Here is a 17,594-nt window from a genome sequence, read left to right as displayed (position 1 = left end):
TTTCGTTATTTAGCATATTCAATGATTAACTTTCGTGTAACTTTCAACGATTCTTAACTTCTACTCGCTATGAGTTCTAACTTAATGTGAGTTCGACATAAGCGTGTAGGTTGGAGACCCAACGCATTCTCATACGGGCAGCATTGGATTGTTGGGTTTCGTTATGTCTATTTCCATGAATGGATCATTGGAAAAGACAGCTTTCCTCATTGATGAGAGGATTCTGGTTGCTATACCACTCTACCCAACCTACAGGACATTCGTGTTTTTATTATTGAACTCACGTTAATTTAGGAAGGAGATATCAGAATGGAATTAACTTTTGAAAGGGATGATCTCTTAGATGCCTTACAGGTACTGCAAGGGGTCGCAAGTGGACGCACTACCTTACCAATTCTCTCAAATGTCCTCATCAATGCCACCGGCGGCACTATTGAGTGCATGGCAACGGATCTGGAAGTCGGCATTCGTATGACGGTTGAAGGGACAATCACAGAGGAGGGGGCAATCACCGTCTCCGCTAAGAAGTTAGGAGATATTGTCAAGGAGTTACCTACGGATAAACCGATCCATTTTGCCACGACAGCAAATGACCGGGTTGAGATTACCTGTGGCGAGGGTGTTTACAAAATCATCGGACTGCCCGATGAAGAATTCCCGCAACTCCCGTCAGTTGAAGGGGAAGCCTTGAAGATTGGTGGAGAGATATTGCGCAATGTGCTTCAGAAAACGGAGTTTGCCGCATCTACAGAAGAGGTGCGTTACTTCCTAAATGGTCTCTATTTTAATTTCCTTGGGCATGGGACTGAAGTCGTTGCCACGGATGGAAAACGTCTGGCATTGGCACGCTGCGAGCCGCTCTCTTCGCCGGGTGAAGCCAATGGATTCATCGTTCCGTTGAAAGCTGTTCGCGAGATCGCGCGAACCTTCGTCGATGCCGGTGAGGTCAGCATTTCAGTTTTTGAAAACCAAATCCTCTTTACCGATGGAAACGCGACTTTAACGACGCGACTCGTGGAGGGTGATTATCCGAAATATGAGAAAATCATTCCCGAATCGTCCGAAGGCAGAGCGGTTGTTTCAAAAGAAGGGATCTTAAGTGCTACACGACGGGTCGCCCTACTGTCGAATCCAAAGAATTATTCGATCTGCTTAGAAATCGATTCAGAACAAGTTCAGGTCTCCGCGAGGACTCCAGAATTAGGAGAAGCATACGAGACCTTGCCTGTGGAGTCCAGCACTGGGAGTGTAAGGATCGGTTTCGACGCTCGATTATTGATAGAGGCATTGTCTCATATTGAAACGGGGTCGTTGTCGCTGGAATTTTCAGGCGAGTTGAACCCTGTTCTCATCAAACCCGTAGATGATGACAACTACGTCTCCCTCATAATGCCGATGCGCTTAGATCCTGCTTCAGCATAAGAGAACTTTGAAAGTTCGTGCTTCGCTGGTGTGGTTTCTGAGGGAACACCCAAGCAAAAACACCACGCCAGCGAAGACATTTTTACAGTGAACTCACCTTTAGTTGACTTCCACACCAGACATCTGTTCTAACGCCAGCATCAGTGCCTGTGTGCCTAACCTACCATGTCCCTGTGCCTGCACAGCCGTGTAGAGTTGATGCACCAACGCGAGTCCGGGCAGACTCAGGTTCATCTTGCGCGCCTCGTCCAAGGCGATGCTCATATCTTTGATAAAATGCTCCACAAAGAAACCGGGATCGAAGTTTCGCTGGAGAAGTCGTGGTGCTAAATTGTCCAGAGACCAGCAAGCCGCTGCCCCACCACTAATCGATGATAGCATCGTCTCCAAATCCAATCCAGCTCTGTAGCCATAGATTAACCCTTCGCAGACCCCGATCATCGTCCCCGAAATCGTGATTTGATTGCACATTTTGGTGTGCTGTCCAGCCCCCGCGCCCCCCTGATGAACGATGTTTTTTCCCATCGCTGAGAAGAGCGGCATAACGGCTTGCACAGCAGCCTCGTCGCCTCCGACCATGATAGAGAGGCGAGCCTCTCGCGCACCAACGTCACCCCCTGAAACAGGCGCATCGACTGACGAAACATCCTGTGCCTGTGCTGCGGCGTAAATTTCTTGCGCAAGAGAGGGTTCCGTCGTCGTCATATCAACAATGATACTTCCGGGTTTCGTCCCCTTTAAAATACCGCTGTCGCCGAGGTAGACTTCGCGGACATCGGGTGGGAACCCGACAATCGTAAAGATAATATCGGAGGCAGCGGCAACATCGCTCGGGGAATCTGCCCACGCCGCGCCTGCTTCCAGTAAAGGGTCAGCCTTCGATTTCGTCCGGTTATAGACTGTCATCCCATATCCGAGGTCCATCAGATGTTGACACATCCACCGTCCCATTACGCCGGTACCAATCCAACCGAGTTTCGTTGCTGCGGGTTCAATTTTCTCATAAGTGGTCGCCATAATTTTCCTTCTTTCTAATGATTGAGTTTTCGTCCCGATCTTTCCGTCGTCAAAATCGGTTTCTGACAAATACGATAGTCACCGCAAAGGTGATAAAAGGCTGAAAGTCCGGTTAAGGAATGGACAACGGACACTCCTTTTGAACTTTTTTCTATTCTGCGCAAACCTATAGAGGCTTGCGGGACAATGGGTTTTTGCGTGTCGTTCCACGCAGGAGACAGAAATAAGGACATATACGATTGGCTATCGGAAACCGAATGACAGACGGCTATTCCAACATCTTTCGCTATGTCCTTTTATGTATTCTAAAATCCTTTGCCAATTGTGAACTCATGACAATCCCACCAACGACAACAGCACAATAGATAGCGAAGAACCGCGTCAACAACACATACAGCGGTATCAATTCTTTGAGAATCAAATTTTCCATCAACCCAACGGTTAGAACCTCTGCAACGCCACTTGCACCAGGGCTTGGTGCAAAGAGCACGACGAAATTGAGCAGCAATCCAACAACGCTGAGTTCCCATAGGGTCGCCTCCCCGTTGAGTGCCTTCACGACTATGTAACTGCCAACGATCCGTGCTCCGAAGAAACCACAGGTTAAGAGGACACTGAATGCGCATGTCCATTTATGGTGACGTAAGAACATTACCGCAAACGACTTATGTTCAGTAACGAGTTCTTCCATTTTTGCAGTAGCACGCTCAAGAATAGGCGTGAGACGAGTGAATCGTCGCTGTGCAACACTGCAGAGCCAATGAAAAAAACGAAAAACAATATCTGGCTTGAAAAGCAGTAGCAGAAAACCTATAAATGCCAAACCGAACATCAAACAACTGAATAAGCTCACCCATGCACTCCCTTTTGGTAAAAAAGGAGGATCTAACCCTGCGATACCCGCTGCGAAGAACATGAGCGTGGTTATAGTGGCGAGAAAACAGATGATGCCTGATGTTATCGATGCTGACAATGGCACGCCTGCTCGCGTGTAGATATAGAGATGCCCCACTCCGCCTGTCTGAAACGGCGTAATACAGGAAACACAGAGTGTTGCTAAGTTTGCCCGAAGACTGTCCCGGAATTTGATGTCCGGTTTGACTTTTTGAATAAAAATATGGAAACGGAGTGCCCCGAACACCCAATCTGCAAACATACACAGACACGCGCCGAGCAGCATCTCAAACTGCATTTCGCGAAAAACCTGCTTTATATCTTGAGTACCACCCCACAAAAAACTTAGAAATAACCCAGCGAATGTGCACAGCAGAAAGAAAAGCGCACCGCGAGCCACGTTTTCGCGGCTCAAAAATTCCTGCATTACCAGCGAAATCTCCTTTTTAGTGGCTGTCGGCTATCAGGTCGAATTCTTCTACGAAGAATCCTTTCGGTTGTCAGACACAAGAGGCAACCTTTGTAAAACGCAAACCTCTTCACTGGCACCCACAAACTGATAACTGACAACTATTGAGCAATGAGCGTCAGCGTCAAACTAATATCCATCGGCATCGCTGAATGCGTCAATGCCCCGACAGAGATGAGATCTACACCGGCTGCTGCCACAGTTTTTACTTTGTCAAGTGTAATACCACCGGAGGCTTCTGTCACCGCAAGATCCCCCACTTCATGTACAACACTTTTCATAATGCTGGGAGCCATGTTGTCAAGGAGTAAGATGTCCGCTCCTGCTTTTAGAGCTTCATCGACCTGATCCAGGGATTCAACCTCGACCTCGATCTTTGCGGTGTGTGGAACAATCTGTCGCGCACGCTGAACGGCGTTACCAATACCTCCAGCGGCAACGATGTGGTTATCCTTGATGAGTACACCGTCATAAAGCCCAAAACGGTGGTTTTGTCCACCGCCGACACGCACGGCATACTTCTGAACCGCTCGCCATCCGGCTGCAGTCTTCCGAGTATCTACGATTTTGGTGTCGTAGCCAGCGACTGCCGCCACGAATTGTGCGGTGAGCGTTGCTATCCCGGAAAGCCGTTGCAGGAAATTAAGAGCGGTCCGCTCTCCGATTAGAATCGTTTTGGCACTCCCCCGGACCTCGGCAATCGGCGCACCTGCCTTCACAGCGTCCCCATCAGTGACAAGTCCACGAAACGACAACGTTTCATCTAATTTTGCGAAGACTCGTTCGGCGACTGGCAGTCCTGCAACAATGCCGTCACTCTTAGCAAGCAGGGTTCCCACAGCCCTCTGTTCGGGCGGCACCGTTGCCTCTGTTGTTATATCACCTATACCGATATCTTCTTCAAACGCCAAATCAATTAGGGGATCTAATGAACGCAGATTCAACATTTTTAATTATACCTTGCGGGTCGGTCAGGTGAGTAGCATGACCAACGATCCTCTCCGTAGATCCGCCCTCCGCTACGCTTACGGGCTATGGTTTCGTTAAACCTACATATAGGGGCGAGGGATCTCGCCCCTATACAAATTATACGACAAGCCCTGGCGATTTAACCCAGAACCTGCGCGTAATGTGACAGCACACAGACCCGGTGTCCAGGAAGGAAAAGCCTTAATACCGTTCCAGATAGGGCGTTAGGAATTTCTTTGCGTCTTCCGTGACATCCCATGCATTGGGCCAGAAACAGAGATCAATAGAGAACCAATCACCATCGTAGCCAGTCTCATCCATGATGACCGGAATAATCGCGTCAAAATCAAGCACACCCTCCCCGAAAGGTGCATGCGTGCTTGTTTCGTCGCCATGGAGCGTGTTATCGGAATCGATGAGGTGGAAGTGCCCAATCTCTCCTTTTAACTGACGTGCAAGGTCAATGACCCCATTATCTCCGAGGGTTTCCGTCTCTCCGGGCTGCCGGGCACCGACAACTGCACACATTTGTGCATGACAGGTATCAAACATCACCTTGAAATTGGGATGACCCACTGCCTGTGGCATATTGACAATGTCGCTGGGTTTGTTGAACATAAATCCGGGTTCAAATTCCCAGAGCATCAACACGCCGTGATCTTCGGCGACTTGGGCACAGCGTCTCCAGACGGAGACGATTCGATCCCAGGCTTTCTCAGGCTCAACGCCAGGAATTCCTTCTTCGGGATCATCCACCGTATCCACACGAATCGCAGGCGATCCGAGATCCAGGGCGAGTTGGAGACTCTCTTTGAACAATTTGTAGTATTTATCGTCCTCTTGCCCCTCATCCGTAGCGGGACCGGGGTGCGACCAGAAATCAGCGGCTAATCCAGAGACTTCCAAACCGTAATAGGAGATTAATCCCCTGACAGCATCACGGTCACTTTTCATCGGATAATCGTTAATGTCGATATGCGGTTTAAACGCCCCGATTTCAATACCATCAAATTCAAGTTCGCTGAGCGTCTTGACGACGGTATCAAACGGAATAGGATTATCTTCATAGGGACCAAATGCGTAAGCCCAACTTCCAATCGACAATTTTTTTGCCATGTTTTTCTCCTTTTTTAGTAATTCGCGAAGCGTTAAATAATATGGTTTTGCAGGTGTCGTTCTTCTGGGACCCACCGTCTGCGCCGTTGTTGCAGACTACCACCTTATGCTAATTTTAAGACGTGTATTACCAACGCTCTTTCGTGTTCTTAGTTTCGTTCAATAGAGGCTGTACCCCTACGGTTACTCACTGCGTTTCTCAGGTAAACGCAATCATGATACACCCGTGACTAACGCCCGCACGGTTGTTTCAAGTTCAAGGGTTACCTGCTCCACCGTTTCTCGTTTCTGTGCCTTGTAGGTATCGTAACAGTCTCGGAGATTTTTGGGTTCACCGACACGGACGGATGCAACCCGCGGTCCCCGAATTTTTGACGCACCAAAGACTTCTCTCTCCAAACGCACAATCACTTCAAGAAACCGCTCTGGTGAGCGTTCTTCCGCGACATATCCATCTGAAATCGCTATAAAATTAATTAACCGCTCCAAGTCGGGATAGAATCGCTGGAATTTCTGGAGCAGTTCTTCATGTATCTTCCGTTCGTACGCCGTCATCTGCTCAATGTCTTTATAGACTTCGGCATCGACTAAATTTTTCAACGCCCGCACCCTTGTGAGAACGTCGGCATCGGAGTGGATGCCCATGATCTGTTCAGCATGGGACAAGATTTGCTCTTTCAACTTCTGGATGTGTGCATCAAGCGGCACGGTCTCGTCGACTTTATACTGATACTCAGCTGCAAGCGTTTTAAATATCGCGACACCGATACGCCGTAACCGTCCATAGCGTTCAATCGGCGTTCGATCCGCTGATGGGAGAATACTCCGCTCCAAATCCGTGAGGGCGGCATCAATGTCGTCCCACATGTCCCGTGGGTAATGGTATTTGATTCCGATTGGAACCACATACAACGGTTTGTCCACACTCGCCTTCGCCATATCGTCTACAGCCCAGAAGCAGAGCTGAACAATACCCCTTTCAAAGCGCATGACAGTATCATTCTGACGTGAGATTTCCCCTTCCGCGAAGATAACAAGGGACGCGTTGCCTTTTGACAGGAGCTCCCGCGTTGTGCGGAATGCGTTCCGGTCCGCGGTGCCACGCACGATGGAATACGCCCCGAACCGTTGCATCAGAAAACCGCGTAAGCCATCGAATTTCCCTTTGCCATAACTCTCGCGTGCAGTCATATAGTAGTACTGCTGAGAGAGCCGTTTGGACAAGCAGAACATAACGGCAGGGTCGGCGCGCGCCGCGTGGTTCGGGGATAATACAGTCGGATGTCCATCTATTTTTTTTAGACGAGCAATAGACTCTGCATCTACATCCAGCGTTAACCCCTTCAAAAACAAGCGGTTGATAAACGGGACAAATCCTTTCGCAACCTGAATGAGAGCCGTATTCGGCTTGGGGGGTTTAAAATCTAACATTTTATAGTTTTCAGTCTTCAGTTAACAGTTAACAGTCACAAGAGGTTTTGGGTTAAACAAAGTCCTCTTTAACTGACTGCTGACAGCTGATAACTATTCTTCAGCACACGGGGCGTACCGAATAACTTAAAGATTCGGCGGATAACAACAGATGATCTCCATCGGTGTATCGCCAGTGCTAACAATGACGTAACTGGACAAGCATCGTGGGATAAAGACAGATTTGCCGCGTTTGAGCGGAACATCTTCAAAATCTCCACGTAGCACGCCTTCGCCGCCCAAAGTCACGAGCGCATAAAAACCCCCGCCTGCTGGCATACTGAGCGTCGAGTCCACTGTTAGACGTGAGCATCCAAAGAATTTCGAGGCTTCCGCTGGCACGATTCGATCTTCCCGGTTATCGCCTTCCGATCGGACGAGTTCTGGCGTGCGTCGGATGTAGTTGTTAAGATAGTCGAGTTCCAATTTATCAAACTCAGCGGCATCTACAGCGAGATCCCATCCGAGTCCGAGGTGGCCATCATCTCTTTCAAACGGAAAACCTTCCCATTCCGCGAGGATGTTCCAGTCGGTGGGTTCTTGTGGCTCGAGCACACAGAGACCTGTGCCGAGTGAATGGACAATCGGCGTCCGTAAAAAATAGACTTCGCCAACCTTGGGTTCAACAACGTGCATCAGACTCCGTAGTGTTGGCACATCTTGTGCTTCCATCAGACGGCGGAATTCTGCTTTGTCTATCGCTTCCTTCCAGCCTATCCATGCCTTCGCGCCCGGACGTGTGCCGATGAGGATCCACGCTTCGTTCTTACCAAAGGGGGAATTGAGGTGTTTTTGCGAGAAATCGGGGTTTGGATGCCAATGGATAGGGATATGTGCCCCTTCACCGACGTCAAAAATCTTGAGAAGCACGCCTAATTCTGTCCCGTATTTGTCGACGTGCGCGCTACCGAGTGTTTCTTCCGGAAATTCTTCCAGCAGTGCTTTCAGTAATACAACCTCGCCACTCGGGAGCTCAATGCGACTGAGTCCTTTGTCCGGTGGATTCTCCCTGCCCGGAGTGATTGCTCGGTTTGTGGAGAAGATCCATTCTTCGGAGTAATAATCATCTTTCGGATCGGATTCACCCATAAACTCGGCGCGGAGCTTTCCACCGTTATAAAAATGTAGGTAGGTATTTGGTGCTAAAGCGACAGGTGCGTTTAGCATTGACTTTAGTTCACTTTGTGATGCCATATTGCTTCCTTTCTCTAATCTTTAAGAACTAAGGGGGTCGTTTTCAGGTTCCCTTGTTTGAAGTCAGTCTATCATTTTTAGACAGGTTTTGTCAAGTCACTTTTTAGGGGTATTCCGTTCTGTTGTAGAAGCAACCTATCGGTCGTAATTCTTCAACCCAAAGGTTAAAAAGCGAAAAACTGAATAATCATAGAAGGGGTTTGGAGGGATAGATTTGGGTTTCAGTCTTACTGCCACATTAACATTCGCTCGTTACTGAATCCACGACTGTATACGATCAGCAATCATTTCAATATCGGTTATGGTGCCATCTGCAATCTTAAAGCCAAGATCAATAATCGAATCCTCAATATCAGGGCATCGAGAATAGCCGTTCAATTCTAAAAACCTAATTGCACACGTTAGACCGATACGTTTATTCCCATCGAAAAATATATGCCCTGTAATGATATGGTGGGCATATACAGCGGCTTTTTGGAACAGAGTTGGAAATAGATCGGTATCGCCAAATTTTTCGCCCACTATACCAACCAAATAGTGTAACTGATTTTCATTTAGCAGTTGATAGTTATCCACATGTCCTACGGCAATAATCAGAATATCTTCAATTGTCAAATATTTCATGAGTTACCGAGGACTTTCCATGCGCGGTCGTAGTCTTGCAGTATCTTATCCAAGGCGACGATGCTATCGCTTCCCAGATGTCTTGCGACTGCCAGGTCAGATTTGGCTTTTTCCCGTTCTCCGAGGCGTAAAAACGCCCCACCGCGGTTATAATAGGCATCAGCATAATCGGGTTTGAGTTCTATCGCTTTCGTGTAGTTTTCAATCGCAAGTTCAACCTCACTTTTTTCGGCATGCGCCACCCCGCGATTGTAATATATTTCGGCACATTCTTTATTAAGTTCTTTCGTCATTTTTCCCTCCACAATGCGATTTATTTGAGGGTAATGATACCATACAAATAGACAGATATCAACCCAATATTAGCAGGACTTACGCAAGGCGCAATAAGGTAACGGACAATGACTTGCACTATTACGAACCACGCCGCTTTTCAGAAACATCCGTAAGAAGGCGCAATGAATTGCGCTACTACGAACAAAAGACCTCACGAAAACGGGTCAACTGCGTAAGTCCTGATTAGTAGAAGTTCAGAGCCATTTAGTTTTAGGAAATTATCAGATTTCACGCCTTTTTTGGGCGATCCGGTGCGGTTGGGAAACCGCACCTACTGTGCTGTCGGATCAAAAACGCGTAAAAAACGAAGAACTAAACAGCCTTGAATGGAAGCGAGAGACACATGGTTCCCGGTTCTGTCGATTTTATGCAAGGTATCGCGACCGGGAGGTCGTTTCTACGGAATAGTCGTCAGTTATCAGTACGGGTGCTATGCCCCTTTCAATTGTCAGTTAACCCGCTAACCCGCTTTATCAGAGGGAATATGAGTGTTTTTGCTTGGGTGTTTCCCCAGGATTCGGAGATCCCTCCTACAGGAGGACTAAATTCTCTGCCCAAATCTGAAAAACTTGCGCTTTAAGGCAATTTGTATTATAATGAAAATATAAGATGAATGCGGAAAGGATACCAGAAAAATGGCACAATCTCAAAATGGGATACAGGTCGCAGCACGGAACTTGATAACATACGCCTTTCTTTTCTCGATGCTCCTCCTTTGCGTTCTCACACCCGCCCAAGAATCCACTCCCGATGTCGAAACAATTATCAAAAAAATAGATCAACTCTACCGCAGCGACACCAGTCATGCTGAGATGGAGATGCACATCGTCACACCGCATTGGGAACGCACCTTGGCAATGACGGTTTGGAGCAAGGGAATGGATAAAACTTTCATCCGGATTACGGCACCGAAGAAGGAACAAGGGGTCGCGACACTGCGTATCGGGAACGAGATGTGGAACTATCTGCCGAAAACGAATAAGGTTATGAAGATTCCGCCATCCATGATGATGGGATCGTGGATGGGTTCCGATTTCACGAATGATGACTTAGTCAGGGAATCATCAATGCTCGACGATTATACCTACCAGTTTGTTACACCTGAAGATGCCTCTCCCGACCATCTCTACGTTCAACTCGTGCCGAAAGAGGATTCTCCAATTGTCTGGGGCAAGATTGTTGCCGCAGTGCAATCCAGCGATTATCTACCGGTGTGGCAGCGGTTTTACGACGAAAAAGGGAAATTGATGCGGGTGATGAATTTCAAAGAGGTTAAAACCTTTGGCGGTAAAACCCTACCTTCTGCGATGGAGATAATCCCAGAAAACAAAGAGGGGCATAAAACGGTTGTTCGATGGCTAAACGCTACATTCGATTCCGACATAGACGATAAAATTTTCACGCGTCGAAACCTTCAGAGGCGAAGATAGGTTTTTTAATTTTACCTTGTGGGTAAGTAACATGCGTTAGGACTTTGACGATTTCCGTGTACGAATCGGCTGCGCCGTTGTTGCAGGCTAGTGCTGTGTACAAGGGACTGCCCCTACAGGGAAAATCCCTTCAACCCAACTGACAATACTATCAAACTCAACTTGACACAGCACTAGGTCCCCGTTTTAAGAAGACCCTATAGGATAAGCGAAAACCTACGCGTAAGCGTAGCCCAAGAGCCCATACATTAAAAATATGATACTCAAAATCGCGTTTCGCAATATCTTTCGCCAGAAACGACGGACAATCCTTACCGCTCTCGCAATGATTGTCGGTTTTACGCTCTTGTCGATAACCATCGGCTTGTCTGATGGGGCGTATGGCGGAATTATTGAAATGTTCACACGAAATCGTACCGGTCATATTCAGGTCCACCGCGCAGGGTACCTTGATAAGCCGTCGCTCTACGAGACAATTGATGGCTATGCTGCTATTGGTGAGACGATTCAGAGGACTGCGGGAGTTGAGGCGTGGACACCACGAGTATACGCAGCTGGACTCGGTTCGGTTGGTGAAAAGAGCACGGCTGTACAAGTCATTGGTATTGATGTCGCACGAGAGACACAAGCGACCCGATTCGACAAAAAAGTGATTGAAGGCAGTGTATTAGCGGAAACCGCTTCGCATGAAGCAGTTATTGGGAAAGGTCTGGCGAAAATTATTTCAGGGACGGTGGGTAGTGAAATTGTGATCTTTTCGCAAGGTGCTGACGGTTCCATCGCAAATGACGTGTATAAAATCGTTGGAATCGCAGAGAGTGGTGATGACGCGACAGACCGAGTGGCATGTTATTTACACATTGAAGATGCTCAGGAATTGTTTGTGCTTGACGGACGGATCCACGAAATTGTTGTGATTGTTTCAAACATCAATCATGTGAGTAAAATTACAGACGCACTCGAAGCGCGCTTGAATAATTCTACGCTGGAGGTCTCCCCGTGGCAAGTGGTCGCCAAATCCTTTTACCGTGCCATGAAAACCGATCAACAAGGAGATGCCATTAGTCGCTGGGTGATTATGTTCATTGTGGCGATCGGTGTGCTGAATACGGTGCTCATGTCAGTACTGGAACGGACGCGTGAATACGGTGTGCTGAAGGCAATCGGGACGAAACCGACACAAATTTTCTGGTTGGTCGTCTGCGAAGTAATTATTATCACTATCGGTAGCATCTGCGTTGGTGTGCCCCTTGGGGTTTTAGCCAATTATCTGCTATCTATATCCGGTATCACATATCCCGAGGCAATCACCTACGGCGGCATGAAATTCACGACGTTATACGCTGAAGTTAACGTCCGATGTCTGATTATTCCGGCTATCACCGTCATGGTATCGGCGACGATTGTGAGTCTGTTCCCTGCGATAAAAGCCGCCCGAATCATGCCTGCGAAGGCGATGCGGACACATTAGTATGGCTTTCAGCAGTCAGCAATCGGCAGTCAACAAAAGACTGGAATGGAAGAACTCGGTTGGGAAGGTGGAAGATTGGGAGGCACTCGTCCTTGCTTTCTTCCAACCAAGTTCCGATAGCCGATAGCCACTATAACCGAACCGCAAGGAAAATTAGGAAAATGTGGTTGATTTTAGTAAAACTTGCCTGGAGAAATATCTTTCGGAATAAACGCCGCACCTTTATCGCCTCAGTCGCGATCGGTATCGGTCTGGCTGCTCTGATTTTTTTTGATGCGTTAATGATCGGGATGGCGGAGAATTTGATTCGGACGGCTACCGCCTCGTTCCTTGGCGACGCACAGATCCATCGGGAAGGTTTTCGAGACACCCAAGAGGTTTCATTAACGATTCAGGCACGTGATGAAGTGACCGAGAGTCTCGCTAAAGAAGACATCGTTGAGCATTTCACACAAAGGACACTCGCCTTTGGGATGATTACGTCTCCAGCAAGCGTGAGTGCGATTAACCTCGTCGGCGTTCATCCACCAACAGAGAAATTTCTGTCCCAAATTGATGATGCGATAACCGAAGGTGCCTATTTTGAAGACGATAATAACCGCGATATCGTCATCGGTGCGAAACTCGCTGAAACCTTAGAAATCGAACTTGGGGACCGGGTGGTCGTGACGGTGGCGCAAGTCGAAAGCGGTGATCTTTCCCAAGAGATGTTCCGAGTTTCCGGTATTTATCGCTTCGCGGGTGAAGAAATGAACAGCGGAATGGCGTTCGTTCGGATCGAAAAAGCGCAAGAGATGCTGGCTCTCGGGAACGGGGTCCATGAAATAGCGATTAAATTTACTTCTCTTGCCTATGCACAGGATCCGACACTACCGTTTTGGGAAGCGTATTCCGGACACGGCAACGAAGCATTAAGTTGGACGGAACTTATGTCGCAATTGAGAGTGATATTGGAAATGACAAAATACAGCAAGTATATCATGGGAGCCATCCTATTTGGAGTGGTTGTCTTTGGTATTATCAACACACTATTTATGTCGTTGTATGAGCGAATGTTTGAGTTTGGCGTGTTACGCGCCGTTGGAACCCGCCCTTTCGGACTGGCGCGTGTCGTTTTATTTGAGGCAGGTGCCTTGGCAATCGTGAGTATTGGGTTGGGAGCGATACTTGGCTTTGTTTTGACGGCAGTCCTTGCACATGTCGGTATCGACTATACCGGCATTGAAATGATGGGTGTGACAGTGCAGGAGTTCATCTATCCGGTGCTGGAGGTTCAACAGTTCATCATTTATCCTATATCCGTCTTTATTTTTACTATCATCGCCGGACTGTACCCGGCTCGTCACGTGGCGAAAATGGCACCCGTAGACGCAATGCGGCGGAGCTTTTAAAAAAATGGAACAGACGCAGAAGACAGAAGTTATCGTCACAGAAGATGTGACAAAGGTTTATGCAGCCGATGGAATCCCGGTCAACGCTCTTAACGGGGTCGATTTAACGATCCAATCGGGAGAATTTACGGCACTGGTGGGTCCCTCTGGTTCGGGCAAAACAACCTTTCTCAACATCATTTCTGGGTTGGATAGTCCGACAGAAGGAAAAGTATGGCTTGCCGGCAAAGTGCTATCAGAGATGAGTGGCAATGAACTCTCTGACTTTCGACGGGATAATATCGGATTCATCTTTCAGGCTTACAATTTGATTCCTGTATTGTCGGTCGAAGAAAACGTTGAGTACATCATGCTCTTGGCGGGTGTCCCGAAGGCAGAACGGCACGAGCGGGTTATAGCGATGCTCAAGTCAGTTGGGTTAGAGGGTGTAGCGGACCGACAACCCACCCAACTCTCAGGTGGACAGCAACAGCGTGTCGCTATCGCGCGTGCTATGGTCTCTGAACCTACAATTATCCTTGCCGATGAACCGACAGCGAACCTCGACTCGAAAACGGGTGCGGATCTGCTTGAGATGATGCATCGGCTTAACGCGGAAACCGGTATGACGTTCATCTTCTCAACCCACGATCCGATGGTGATGGAGAGTGCACAACGTTTAATTACGCTTCGCGATGGACAAATAGACAGCGATGAGACAAGATAATGGTTGTCAGTTCTCAGCTAAGAGACTCCTGATGAGAAAAGTTCTCGTGTTCATCATCTGTTTGATGACAACGCCATTTGTAGGCATCGTTAATGCAGAATTTCAAGCCAGTGGTTACTACAAAAACTTTTCCACGGCATTCAACTCACCACTTCCAGACGCATCAATGATGGGAATCGTGGTCAACCGCCTGCGTCTCAACCTCTCTTATGCACCTACAGACTCACTTTCATTTGACTTTGCCTACGACTTTACGCCGCGGGTTCAAGACCCTTTACTTTTTTCCCAGTCTCCGATTGCCGTTGGTATCGCTTCATCGCGGTACCGTGTTGCTGATCTTGACTCACCGATCTACCCGAGAACAGATGAACCCATCGGCAATGTCGGCATCTATCATAACCTTGATCGCGCTTCCGTTCAGTTCAGCACGGATTTCGCGGATTTCTCTATTGGTCGAGACGCAATCGCATGGGGGAGTGCGCGGATCATAAACCCAACCGACATCATCGCGCCTTATACCTATGATCAACTTGATACTGAAGACCGTGTGGGTGTAGATACAATTCGGGTTCGTATTCCAATAGGTGTCATGGGAGAAGTAGATACAGGATACATTTTCGGTAACAATTTTAATTTTGATAAAAGTGCCGTATTTCTCCGAACGCAAATGAATGCTGCAGAAACAGACTTCTCAATTCTATTATTGGAATTTCAACGAGATCTGCTTGTCGGTTTCGACATAGCACGCGGCATAGGCGGTGCAGGGTTTTGGTTGGAAACGGCTTATGTCTTGACCGAACCGTTCAACGACGCCTCCGATACCGTGAATAACTACTTACGCACCTCTATCGGTTTCGATTATAGTTTCGGAGGAGAGACTTACGCATTCATCGAATATCATTTCAACGGGGCAGGCACACAAAAACCTGAAAATTTACTTACCAACTTAGAGCAACCGGCGTATACGCGCGGTGGTGTTTACTTGCTCGGTGTCCACTATCTCGCGCCCGGATTCACCCATCAACTCACCCCACTTATCAGTTTCAGCGGACAGATATTGTTGAACTTATCCGACCCATCGACCTGGATCGCACCACAGATTGCATATAACGTCGCAGAGGATATTCATCTGTCCGTCGGCGGTTTCATCAGCGTCGGAAAACGACCTAAGAACGGTGATTCTACTCAATTTCAATCCGAATTTGGCAGTTATCCGAATCTTTTCTTCTCCTCATTCCGTGTCTATTTCTAATTGCGTCAATCCGTTTCTCCCAAGCGTGTGCAGACTGTCCACAACCCCTTTTTGAATGTGGCGGTGATGTCAGCGTTCTGCCTCGGTGAATCCCTGTGTATATGGTAATCTTGCGCTGGTAAGCACCGATTTTCGTAAACATGCCGCACAGCATCTTCGTCACAAAAGTACTCTTTATCACGCTTTAGTGCTCGATCCATAATCACAGAAGTGTCTACCTCTATCCAGACCGTAAGATCCCACCAGTGCCGAAGTTCACTCCGTAGTAGGAAGACCCCTTCAATGAGAACAATGTCGCGAGCGTTTAAAGAAACTGAAGATAATCTGCTTTTGGCGGATTCAAGCGTTCGCACAAGTGCGGCGTAATCAAAAGCATTCTCAAAGTACGCAATAGGTTCAGACGCATTCGATTTCCTTAGAGAACTTGGAATTAGAAAGGTATCTATTGAGAGTAAGGTTATCTCCAAATCAAGCTGCTCTAACTGCCCTTGCACATCAACAGCCAGGGTTGACTTGCCCGCACAATCAGGTCCGCTCAGTGCGATCAATTGGGGTGCGTGAGCCTGCGAATAAACTTCCCTGATTCTCTGAGCGATATAGATCGATTCTCAACAAGATATGACCCTGCCTTTTGAAAAGGCAGCTTGAATTCTGAAATATTGTCCAAACTTTAGTACATATTAAGGCATCGCAAAATACATTCACGAAACCAGTCCACGGCGCGACAAACCTTTCATTGCCATCAACTGTGGACGATTCTCCGCTGAACTCTTGCAAAGCGAACTCTTTGGACACGAAGCAGGAGCCTTCACCAGCGCAATCCGACAGCGACAAGGCGCGTTTGAAATGGCAGATGGGGGTATCCTCTTTCTCGATGAAGTCCCAGAAATGTCTTTAGATGCACAGAAAATGCTACTCCGCGTCTTGGACACAGCCACATTCACACGTCTCGGTGGGAATGAACAGTTGACGGTGGATGTCCATATCATCGCCGCAACGAATCGAGACATCGAGAAAGCCGTTGCGGAAAAGGAATTTAGGGAGGATCTCTACTACCGTCTCAAAGGGATGATGTTTCATCTGCCACCGCTACGAGAGCGTCCAGAGGACATCGCACCTTTAGTCGCAGCTTTTATTAACGAGTTCAGTGCTGAATACGAAAAGAATATTACTGCAATTACGCCGGAGGCACTCACTCGTCTTGAACAAGCAGCGTGGCCGGGGAACATCCGTCAGTTGAGGAGCACCGTTCAAGCAGCGGTCGCACTCGCAACAACCGACAAACTTGAAACTAAAGATTTCCCGGATATTTATCCAGAGTTCATCAAAACACTGATATCTATATGGCAGACGCTGCCGCCAGAAACACAAGACGCAATCTGGGAAACACTGCACCCAGAGACACAACACACAATGATGCATGAACTCTCGACGCAGTCTTCAGCATCATGGAATGGTTTGCAAATTCCAGGCATATCCAAGATGAACGGAAAAGGAGAGTTTCTCAACATAATAGACATGAACCAACATCAGATTCTAAGTGCAGTCGCTCGAAAGCGTGTAGAGCAATACGCCTCGCTCCGTGAGGCAGCTGAATCGTTAGATATCGACATCCGAACGCTTCAGAGATACGCACGATCGGAAGAGTCAGACAACTGATGTTATATCAGAAAACGGAGGCAGCGTTTCAAACAGAAATGTTAGCGTGTCGAATGCACGTCCGGCATTTAGCACGTCATCAATTAAGATAAATCCGGTATAAAATAAAACACTGTGGAAACGAAAGAAAACTCCCTATGGTCCAACGAGGTATTCAGCACCTCTGCCAACGGG

At 47.8% G+C, this 17,594-nt stretch carries 16 protein-coding genes; 7 read left to right on the top strand and 9 right to left on the bottom strand.

Annotated features, from left to right (window positions below; all coding sequences use genetic code 11):
* The first annotated feature begins 309 nt into the window (after nt 1-309).
* A complete protein-coding gene (gene dnaN / locus J4G07_19245; protein ID MCE2416124.1) occupies nt 310-1,422 on the top strand; it encodes a DNA polymerase III subunit beta in 1,113 nt (370 codons plus the stop codon).
* Nucleotides 1,423-1,521: 99 nt separating this feature from the next.
* Here the strand turns inward: dnaN and J4G07_19240 are convergent, their stop codons facing one another.
* The 8 genes from J4G07_19240 to J4G07_19205 form a co-directional block, all read right to left on the bottom strand.
* Nucleotides 1,522-2,439 carry an NAD(P)-dependent oxidoreductase gene (locus tag J4G07_19240; GenBank protein ID MCE2416123.1) on the bottom strand — a complete coding sequence of 306 codons (918 nt, stop codon included), beginning with the start codon at nt 2,437-2,439 and terminating at the stop codon, nt 1,522-1,524.
* A gap of 286 nt (nt 2,440-2,725) precedes the next feature.
* Complete coding sequence (locus J4G07_19235) at nt 2,726-3,760, bottom strand: flippase-like domain-containing protein (protein MCE2416122.1); 1,035 nt, start codon at nt 3,758-3,760, stop codon at nt 2,726-2,728.
* 143 nt (nt 3,761-3,903) lie between these two features.
* A complete protein-coding gene (gene nadC / locus J4G07_19230; protein MCE2416121.1) occupies nt 3,904-4,749 on the bottom strand; it encodes a carboxylating nicotinate-nucleotide diphosphorylase in 846 nt (281 codons plus the stop codon).
* Between the two features lie 223 nt (nt 4,750-4,972).
* Nucleotides 4,973-5,887, bottom strand: a complete 915-nt coding sequence (locus tag J4G07_19225) for a sugar phosphate isomerase/epimerase (GenBank protein MCE2416120.1) — start codon at nt 5,885-5,887, stop codon at nt 4,973-4,975.
* Between the two features lie 213 nt (nt 5,888-6,100).
* The gene (locus J4G07_19220) at nt 6,101-7,318 is read right to left on the bottom strand and encodes a 1-acyl-sn-glycerol-3-phosphate acyltransferase (GenBank protein MCE2416119.1); all 1,218 of its coding nucleotides are present in this window, start codon (nt 7,316-7,318) and stop codon (nt 6,101-6,103) included.
* 126 nt (nt 7,319-7,444) lie between these two features.
* A complete protein-coding gene (locus J4G07_19215; GenBank protein ID MCE2416118.1) occupies nt 7,445-8,551 on the bottom strand; it encodes a hypothetical protein in 1,107 nt (368 codons plus the stop codon).
* A 252-nt stretch (nt 8,552-8,803) separates the two neighbouring features.
* Nucleotides 8,804-9,175, bottom strand: coding sequence for a type II toxin-antitoxin system death-on-curing family toxin (locus J4G07_19210; GenBank protein MCE2416117.1), 372 nt, complete (start codon nt 9,173-9,175; stop codon nt 8,804-8,806).
* Nucleotides 9,172-9,468, bottom strand: a complete 297-nt coding sequence (locus J4G07_19205) for a tetratricopeptide repeat protein (protein ID MCE2416116.1) — start codon at nt 9,466-9,468, stop codon at nt 9,172-9,174. Before J4G07_19205 ends, J4G07_19210 begins: the two co-directional genes overlap by 4 nt.
* Before the next feature lie 747 nt (nt 9,469-10,215).
* Here J4G07_19205 and J4G07_19200 point away from each other — a divergent pair.
* The 5 genes from J4G07_19200 (at nt 10,216) to J4G07_19180 (ending at nt 15,761) form a co-directional block, all read left to right on the top strand.
* Nucleotides 10,216-10,941, top strand: a complete 726-nt coding sequence (locus tag J4G07_19200; GenBank protein MCE2416115.1) for an outer membrane lipoprotein-sorting protein — start codon at nt 10,216-10,218, stop codon at nt 10,939-10,941.
* Nucleotides 10,942-11,197: 256 nt separating this feature from the next.
* Nucleotides 11,198-12,412, top strand: coding sequence for an ABC transporter permease (locus J4G07_19195; GenBank protein ID MCE2416114.1), 1,215 nt, complete (start codon nt 11,198-11,200; stop codon nt 12,410-12,412).
* A gap of 161 nt (nt 12,413-12,573) precedes the next feature.
* Nucleotides 12,574-13,803: an ABC transporter permease gene (locus tag J4G07_19190; protein MCE2416113.1), complete on the top strand. Its 1,230-nt coding sequence runs from the start codon at nt 12,574-12,576 to the stop codon at nt 13,801-13,803.
* A gap of 4 nt (nt 13,804-13,807) precedes the next feature.
* Complete coding sequence (locus J4G07_19185) at nt 13,808-14,509, top strand: ABC transporter ATP-binding protein (protein ID MCE2416112.1); 702 nt, start codon at nt 13,808-13,810, stop codon at nt 14,507-14,509.
* A gap of 31 nt (nt 14,510-14,540) precedes the next feature.
* On the top strand, nt 14,541-15,761 hold the full coding sequence (locus J4G07_19180) for a hypothetical protein (GenBank protein ID MCE2416111.1): 1,221 nt from the start codon (nt 14,541-14,543) through the stop codon (nt 15,759-15,761).
* Nucleotides 15,762-15,766: 5 nt separating this feature from the next.
* On the opposite strand, the gene J4G07_19175 is transcribed toward J4G07_19180, so the two are convergent.
* A complete protein-coding gene (locus tag J4G07_19175; GenBank protein ID MCE2416110.1) occupies nt 15,767-16,309 on the bottom strand; it encodes a hypothetical protein in 543 nt (180 codons plus the stop codon).
* Between the two features lie 139 nt (nt 16,310-16,448).
* Between J4G07_19175 and J4G07_19170 the strand changes: the two genes are divergently transcribed.
* A complete protein-coding gene (locus J4G07_19170; protein MCE2416109.1) occupies nt 16,449-17,420 on the top strand; it encodes a sigma-54-dependent Fis family transcriptional regulator in 972 nt (323 codons plus the stop codon).
* Nucleotides 17,421-17,594: the final 174 nt, after the last annotated feature.

The sequence above is a fragment of the Candidatus Poribacteria bacterium genome (assembly GCA_021295715.1).
Taxonomy (GTDB): domain Bacteria; phylum Poribacteria; class WGA-4E; order WGA-4E; family WGA-3G; genus WGA-3G.
Note: the sequence above shows the minus strand (reverse complement) of the source record. Positions and strands in the feature narration are given on the sequence as shown.